The following is a 7,732-nucleotide window of genomic DNA, read 5'->3' as shown; positions in this document are numbered from 1 at the left end:
GCTGTGTAAGGTTGAGTATCACCCTCAACTCACGCTCTAAAAAGCTATATTCAAGGGAAATATGGTCGGAATCTTAGGATCGAACTCTTGCGAAGGATTCTCTGAAATGATAAGATAGAATTGAGCGTTCTTATTTACGCAGATTGTTAGTGCAAGGGAGTGAATAGAGATGGAGCTTCATGAACTGGTCATTGAGATGAAATTGTTAGAACGCCGTTTGACCCTCTATGAGGAGAAGTATGGTATCCTTAGCAAGGACTTCTACGAGGCGTTGATGTCGGGTAAACTGGCAAAATACGATGAATACGAGGAAACCCGTACGGATTTCAGCCGCTGGAAGGGAATCTACGAGACCTGGCTGCGGCGCAAAAAGGCTTACGATACCCAGTTAAAACAGCGTGATTTGACCGAAGTCCTTCGCTTTCAGCCCATGTACTGATGAGCATTAATCCCCTCAAATCACTCGACGATTATAGCCGTTTCATAGCCGAACTGCTTAACCGCCCGTCCGTTGAGCATTCCACGGTTGCAGTTTGGTCTACTAGTCCCTACACAGGAGTCGCCGAAGGAGAAGTCTTCTTCGTGCAGGGATTCCGGCTGCGCATGAGAGAGGAATTGGATTTTGAGACAGGGCTTATTACTTCGTATGGGTATGAAGTGTATCGAAGCAAAGAGCAGCTGTATTGGTATGACGATTTCCCTCATCCTCAAGATTCTACTTTAGCATCAACTTTTCCGCATCACAAGCACGTGCCACCTGATATGAAGCACAATCGTATTCCCGCACCGGAGATGAGTTTTAACCGTCCTAATCTTCCAGCCCTCATCGAAGAGATTGAGAGACTTATAGGGGGTATATCCTAGCATCTCATAATGTGAGGTGGAGCAGTTGAAAGATATTCAAGCGAGGAGAAGAGAAGAGGTCTATGTGAGATGCAAGATTATGAAGTGGACGATGATTTTAATCCTTCTACTTTCATCTCTCCTCTCCATCGCCCAGGTTGAATCCCCTCAGACCAAGGAGGAAAGGCTGCGCGAGCTGACCCTCCAGCAGGCCGAACTGGCACTCCAACAGGCCAAGGCGAACATGAACAAAAAGAAAGCCGACCTGGAGGCGATGCAGGAGCTCTTCGACAAGGACGTCATCACAAAACAGGAACTCAACAGGGCCCAGGAGGAATACGATAGAGCGGTCCTGGAGTACGAAAACGCAAAGCTGAAGCTTCAACAGACGGAGCTGGATACCCTCAAGGAGGCATGGCATATAGCGATCCAAAACACAAAACTCTACGAGACCAAAGAGGGGAAGAAAATGCTGGAGGTAACGCTGCAAAACACATCGAAACAGGTCTATCTGGAGCGAACCTCAAAACTCCTGGGGCGAGATGTATGGGTGAGCGCTGATATAGGGAACGTGATGGTATCCATCAAGGACCCCCAGGGAGCCATAATCGCCCAACCCTATGAGCGGATCATACCCAAGTTGGGATATCGGGAATCCAAAACCCTACAGTTCGAGCTGATAAAAGAGGTGCGGGATGTGGTCGTCTCGCTGAAATACATGGACATCACGGACGAGAGGACGATCTATCTTCATTCCGAGGAACCGTATATCACCATCGTCAACTCACGGAAATACAAGGCTTCAGACGGAACGGATCATCTGGAGATATCCCTCAGATACGGCACTCCCGGAGGGGAGGCAAAATCGGAGATGACAGCTATAGAGATAAGCAGGGTGGTCGTGTCGGTGCAGGATGAGATGGGGGCGATAATAGGGATACCGCTTGAGCTCAAGATCCCATCCATCAAGCTCGGCGAGACCAAGAATCTGGACTTCCAATTGAGGAAGAACGTCGATAAGGTCACATTATCACTCAACTATCTGGATAGGGAACACACCAAGACCATCTATCTCGAGCCTGAAACCCGCCATGTCTCCATCCTGCAGGCCAAGAAGTATCGAGCCCCTGACGGGCTGAAACACGTCCAGCTTCTGCTGAAGAACACGTCCAGGACGGAGGTGAGGTCGAGCTCCGCCGCAAATGAGATCAGAGACCTTTACGTCTCGCTTAAAGACGGGACGGGCACGATCATAGCTCAGCCCTATGAGATCAAGGTTGACCTCCTCACTTATAATCAGACGGTGAGCTTGGATTTCACGCTGCAGAAGGACGTGGACGAGGTGACCGTATCCCTGAACTATCTGGGTCGTAACGAGGAGAAGAAGGTATATCTGCAGAAGGAGTCAGCGGAGGATGTGGTGAATATCTCCTCGTTGAGGTTTTCGCAGGAGGGGAACCTCGGCGGTAGCGTATCGTATGATCTCGTTCTGGACAGGCTTGCCGAGACGGAGAGGACGTTTCAGCTAAAGATCATCAACCTGCCAGAGCAGTTGAGCTATCAATTCCTCGACCCTCAGACCAACACGAGACTCTCCCAGCTCAAATTCACCAGGGAACACTCCCGATATACCCTATCGCTCGTGATCTATATCCCCGAGACGCTCGATCTGAGGATGCTGGATAAGCCCATAAAGTTCGCAGTGGCCGTTGTGGGGGATAGGGAGTCAGCGAGGCTCGGAAGGGGAGAGAGATTACAGCTCGGTGAAGATCAGATCAAAGGGATAAAAGGTGGGGTGGAATGGCTTGAGCTTGTTCCCAGAGGGGTTGCGGAGATGGAGCTATGGGCGTCAAATCTCTATCACGAGATCAAACGTGGGGAAAAGGTTACGATGAGCATGACCCTCAAGAACACGGGCACAAAGAGGCTCAGTAAGATAAGGATGGAGACGACGCTTCCTCCGGGATGGAAGGGGGAGATCTCGCCTGAGATGGTAGAGGGTTTAGGTCTAAATGATGAAAGAGAGGTGAGACTCTCCTTCACCCCTCCTGACGGAGTGGACGTGGGGGATTATGAGGTGAAGGTCAAGGCGGGATGCGAGGTGGAGGGGAGATTGATAGAGACTCCTGAAAAAAACGTTCGGATACATATCTCCGCTCCGACGAGCATCTCGATGAGCGCGATATTGGTGATAGGGCTGATACTCATGATCGGCGCCGTAGCATTCTTGACGGTCAAGATAAGCAGAAGATGAAATCAATCTTTCAAAAGCGCTTCGATCTCCTCATCCGCGAATCCAAGTTGTCTGAAAACCATCTTCATGTAACCAGGGGAAAGCTCCTTAGCACCAGAGATAACCGGCGCTGTGAAACGGCGGTTACCGACCAAGCGCTCATAGATAGCGTGGCTTGTTCCCCTCTGGCGGACAAACCGAGCACCACCTCTCTCCAGTAATCTTCTAAATCGTCTGCTGGACATAGGGGGGATTTTACGGGACATCAACTGTAACCTCGAACGGGATTAACACTTGAGACTCTTCGAGGAGAAACTCGCGAAGATGATCCAAAGGCACAGGGCGAATCTCCTTTTCAAGCCCGTTTTCAAGCATATAGCTCAAATACTCCTCACAGGCTTCCCGAAGCATCTCCTTGGCATCCTCGAGGGTTTCGCCCTGACTTGCGACGTTCAGCTCCAAACAAAGGGCAACATAGTATTTCCCGGACCTTTTGGCAAGCCCGGTGCATCTCCTGAGCATGGAGAACACCTCCGAGATCATATGACCGATAAATAGTATAACAAAATCCCCTGGAGGATGCAGCATGAAAAAGATGATTACGTTGATCGGGATGCTGGTCGCCATCAGTTTAGCGTCGGCCCAGGTCTTAAGCCTGGATGAATGCCTGCGTTGGGCAATGGAGAGGAATGAATCGGTCCTGAAGGCGAAACAATCCCTCCGCAAGGCCGAATCACATCTGAGGGAGGTGACCGCAGATCAATATCCCCTCATCTCCCTGACGAGCCTGTATGAGAAGATCAAGGACGAGGAGGGGTATGAGGAAGAGAGCGGATCGATCGAGCTGAGCATATCTCAACGGTTTCTGCGGCTCGGTGCTATCCCTCCTGAGGTGGACGAAGCGTTGGAGGAGGTGCGACGGGCACAGCTTGAGCTCGAGCGGGTCAAAAGGAAGATCGAGTCGGAGGTGAGGGAAAAGTTCTTCAACATGCTTCTAATAGACATGGAGCTTGATGAGAGGAGGAAGATGGAGGCGGAGATAGCGGAGAAGCTGAAGAGGATACGCAAGAGACGGGAGGCGGGATTGCTGCGCAAGGTCAGCCTGCTCAACGCGGAGCTGGAGCTCCTGGAACAGCGGATCTCCATACATGAGCTTGAAAGGGAGAGGGATATAACCACAGCCGAGCTTGGGTCATTGATCGGGTGGGACCCCGAAAGGGAACTGAGGGTCAAAGGGGAGCTTCCGAAGCTGGAATGGAAGCTGGATGAGGCGATAAGGATGGCTCTGCAAAACAGGGTGGATCTGAAAGATCTGAGGGGACAGATAGAGAGGCAGGAGCGGATCGTCAGGGAGGCGAGGCTGAGACGGCTGCCGGAGATTACGGCATCGCTCAAATACCACAACGCGGAGTTCGACCTGAGCCGGTATGGGCTTACATGGGACGGGAAGCTTGAGCTTAAGGGGAGGGTGAAGAGGTGGGGAAGGGAAGAAGAAGGGGAGCGATGGAGAACATCGCTGAGCCTGAACCTTCCCATCTTCGATGGATACAGGGCGAGATCGAAGCTGGAAATGGAGAGAGCGAAGCTTGAGATGTTAAAACTCGCTCTGAGGAAACGGGAGAAGGCGGTAAGGGTGGAGGTGCGCAGGGCATATCGTGAGGCCCAGAGCGCCGAGGAGAGGGTGAGATTGGAAGAGAAGAGGATGGAGCTGAGCGGGGAGAGCTTGAGGCTGATAGAGACGTTGCTGGAGTCGCCAGTGGAGACGCGGGAGATGGGTACGATCTCGTTTGAGACTGCCATAAGGGCGAGGATCTCATTCACACAGTCTCAGAGATCCTATTTCCAATCCCGCCGCACCGCCGTTGAGGCGGTTGAGAATCTGTGGCGTACGATCTTCGTCGGATCTTTCCCTTCCCCATATTAGCGTATCCGAGTATAGGTGCGTCCCATGGCCTTCGAGCTGGGAGCTTCATTCTCGCCTGATGTTTCCTTCAGCATCGCATGAACCTCATCTATAAGTCCTCACTCCCGATTTCCCTTGCTTTTGTGAGGGCAGAATACTACAATTGATGATCAAAGACTTTGTAAAGGGGGGTAAAGAGGTGTAGAGATGCGTTTGAAACCTTTAAGGTCCTGCGTGGTCGGTTGTCGGATGGGATGTATCCATGCGATGGCGATGGCCACGCTTGAGGATTATGATTTAATAGCGCTCTGTGATCTCAAGGAAGAGGTTGCTCGCAGGGCAGCTTTACAGGTGGGATGTCCGGAGGTCTACACGGATTATACAACGATGCTGGCCGAGGTTCAACCCGATGTCGTGACGATAGCGACACCGACAAGCACACACGCGGCGCTCACTTTCCAGGCTATCGAGGCAGGGGTGAAGGGGATCTACTGCGAAAAGCCGATGGCAACCAATCTTGCCGATGCGAAGAGAATGGTTAGGTTATGCCGGGAAAAGGGAATCGCCCTGGTGATCAATCATCAGAGAAGGGTGGGGGCCGTCTATTACAAAATGCATAAGCTTCTGAAGGAGGGAGCCATAGGTGAACCATATTTAATTCGCGGAAGCTGCGGGGGGGATATGCTCAGCGACGGAACTCACATGGTGGATTCCATCCTTTATCTTGCCGATGATTGTGGGGTAAAGTGGGTATTCGGTCAGATCTATCGGGAGAAACCGGACTTATCCGAGGAAAAATCAACCGGTTTCATCCCCTCAGGCGGATGGCGTTATGGGCATATAATCGAGACGGGAGCAATGGCCGTGTTTGAACTGGAAAATGGGTGGCGGGCGGAGATATTCACAGGGGGGATGCGCTTACCTGGGCGTGGTTATCAAGATGTAGAGGTTTTCGGATCCAAGGGGAGATTATGGCATCCGGGCGATCGGAGTGATCCACCCCTGTTGATCTGGAACGAGAAGCAAGGCGGATGGAAGACCGTCCCTATGGATGATCTGCCCGAGGAGCACAAACGATATGATCCGATCACAAACGGCTATCGTCTCTTCGCCCAGACGGTTCGAGAGGGTAAACCTCATCCTCTCCGTGGAGAAAACGCTTTACGCGGGTTCGAAATCCTAATGGCCATCTATGAATCAGCGCGACTGCACGCTAAAATAGAACTTCCGTTGCACCAAGATCGCTTCCCCCTGGAGATGATGTATGAGTTCTAACCGGGTGATCCCGCCCGATCTAGCGGCATAGACGGTTGTCTTGGACATGATATGATATCCAACCGAAATGGGGATAAATCGGATGGAAAAGCTCAAAATTCTGAGATGGCGGAAAGGCGAGTTCCAGTCGGAATGCCATTGGTGATCTCGCGATCAGCCCCTCTCTTAGGCGCTGTTGAGCTCGCAGACCGATACGGCCTAGGAGTTATAGGTTTTCTGAGAGGGGAAAGGTTTAATCTTTATAGCGGCCATGAGTTTATCGTTTAAACTAACAGTCAGAGAGGTGCGACGATGGACCTATCGAAACTGAAGGAGGTATTTCAAAGATATGAGGGTGAGGAGGGAGCGCTCATCCTCATCCTTCAGGATATCCAGGATATCTTCGGCTATCTTCCACAGGAAGCCTTGTATCAGGTGAGCGATAGGCTGAACATACCGATGAGTCGGATCTACGGCGTGCTCACCTTTTACTCACAGTTTTACTTGGAGCCGAGAGGCAGAAACACGATAAAAGTTTGCTTAGGCACCGCTTGTCACGTGAAAGGCGCGCCGAGGATCTTGCGAAAGCTGAAGGAGATACTCGGGATTAAGGAGGGAGAAACGACGGATGACCTCAAATTCACGCTCGAGACGGTGCGATGTCTGGGTACTTGTTTCCTGGCGCCCGTCATGATGATAAATCAGAACTATTACGGCAAGCTTACGCCTCAGAGGGTCGAAAGGATAATCAAGGGGATATAATTATAACCGCTACCGCTTAAAACCGGCCATCTTCGGTCAACCATGTGAGCGGTGGTGGGATACCCTAGAGATATCCTAGGGATCTGAGCTTCTCTTTGATCCTTTCGATCTCCTCTCTCGTCATAGCCTCGATCGATAGTTCGGATTTCACCTCGCTCACGGCGATCAGATCGCGCAGGACATAGACTATAAACTCGTTGACACTCCGATAGCTCGATCCCTCTATCGCCTTTTTTAGCCTCTCATAAAGAACCCTTGGGATTTTAATTGTAACGCGATCATCTTTCATTTCATCTGCTCCGTTTTCTTTTGAGTAACCACTTAAGCTTTTCCCCTATTCCCTTGGGTTTTGGCAACGCCCTCGGCATGATTCGCTCTTATTTCCCTTGGGTATAGTATCTACGGCCAATTGTCCGCCGTCCGCCGCTTGACGGTCATTTGTGGTCATTAGGTCATTTGGCTTCGCCGTCATTTTGAATGACTACAAATGACCACAGAGGGCGGACGGGCTACACTCAGCGATAACTGGTCACCCCTGTGGATATCGTCGGTTATCCTGATGGTAATAATACAACGGGATGTTATCCATGTCCAGAGGAGATACGTATGCACAGAACTTCGCAAAAACTTTTGAAGAATGCAGATGGGGAAAGGCTTAGATGGCATAAGTGATTCAGAGGAAATTCGCGCTCTAATCTATCGCGAATTTGCTCAAAAACCCTTATGCTGCCTAGATT

Annotated in this window: 9 protein-coding genes; 6 read left to right on the top strand and 3 right to left on the bottom strand. The window is 51.0% G+C overall.

Annotation, left to right across the window (positions count from 1 at the left end; genetic code table 11):
- Positions 1 to 169: 169 nt before the first annotated feature.
- On the top strand, positions 170 to 439 hold the full coding sequence (locus tag J7M22_04060; protein MCD6505782.1) for a hypothetical protein: 270 nt from the start codon (positions 170 to 172) through the stop codon (positions 437 to 439).
- Positions 440 to 889: 450 nt separating this feature from the next.
- The gene (locus J7M22_04055) at positions 890 to 3,097 is read left to right on the top strand and encodes a hypothetical protein (GenBank protein ID MCD6505781.1); all 2,208 of its coding nucleotides are present in this window, start codon (positions 890 to 892) and stop codon (positions 3,095 to 3,097) included.
- Positions 3,098 to 3,099: 2 nt separating this feature from the next.
- Here J7M22_04055 and J7M22_04050 read toward each other — a convergent pair whose 3' ends face one another.
- Both J7M22_04050 and J7M22_04045 read right to left on the bottom strand, forming a co-directional pair.
- On the bottom strand, positions 3,100 to 3,342 hold the full coding sequence (locus J7M22_04050) for a type II toxin-antitoxin system HicA family toxin (GenBank protein MCD6505780.1): 243 nt from the start codon (positions 3,340 to 3,342) through the stop codon (positions 3,100 to 3,102).
- Positions 3,332 to 3,598 carry a type II toxin-antitoxin system HicB family antitoxin gene (locus tag J7M22_04045; protein MCD6505779.1) on the bottom strand — a complete coding sequence of 89 codons (267 nt, stop codon included), beginning with the start codon at positions 3,596 to 3,598 and terminating at the stop codon, positions 3,332 to 3,334. The genes J7M22_04050 and J7M22_04045 overlap by 11 nt, the downstream gene beginning before the upstream one ends.
- Before the next feature lie 64 nt (positions 3,599 to 3,662).
- Here J7M22_04045 and J7M22_04040 point away from each other — a divergent pair, with 64 nt between their 5' ends.
- The 4 genes from J7M22_04040 (at position 3,663) to nuoE (ending at position 6,995) form a co-directional block, all read left to right on the top strand.
- On the top strand, positions 3,663 to 5,000 hold the full coding sequence (locus J7M22_04040) for a TolC family protein (protein ID MCD6505778.1): 1,338 nt from the start codon (positions 3,663 to 3,665) through the stop codon (positions 4,998 to 5,000).
- 186 nt (positions 5,001 to 5,186) lie between these two features.
- Positions 5,187 to 6,254: a Gfo/Idh/MocA family oxidoreductase gene (locus tag J7M22_04035; protein MCD6505777.1), complete on the top strand. Its 1,068-nt coding sequence runs from the start codon at positions 5,187 to 5,189 to the stop codon at positions 6,252 to 6,254.
- A 132-nt stretch (positions 6,255 to 6,386) separates the two neighbouring features.
- Entirely contained in the window at positions 6,387 to 6,521 is a 135-nt protein-coding gene (locus tag J7M22_04030; protein ID MCD6505776.1) for a formate dehydrogenase accessory sulfurtransferase FdhD, read from the top strand.
- 24 nt (positions 6,522 to 6,545) lie between these two features.
- Positions 6,546 to 6,995, top strand: coding sequence for an NADH-quinone oxidoreductase subunit NuoE (gene nuoE / locus J7M22_04025; protein ID MCD6505775.1), 450 nt, complete (start codon positions 6,546 to 6,548; stop codon positions 6,993 to 6,995).
- Between the two features lie 64 nt (positions 6,996 to 7,059).
- On the opposite strand, the gene J7M22_04020 is transcribed toward nuoE, so the two are convergent.
- Positions 7,060 to 7,284: a CopG family transcriptional regulator gene (locus J7M22_04020; GenBank protein MCD6505774.1), complete on the bottom strand. Its 225-nt coding sequence runs from the start codon at positions 7,282 to 7,284 to the stop codon at positions 7,060 to 7,062.
- Positions 7,285 to 7,732 lie beyond the last annotated feature (448 nt).

This window comes from Candidatus Poribacteria bacterium (assembly GCA_021162805.1).
Classification (GTDB): Bacteria; Poribacteria; WGA-4E; order B28-G17; family B28-G17; genus JAGGXZ01.
This window is presented reverse-complemented; position numbering and strand designations above follow the sequence as displayed.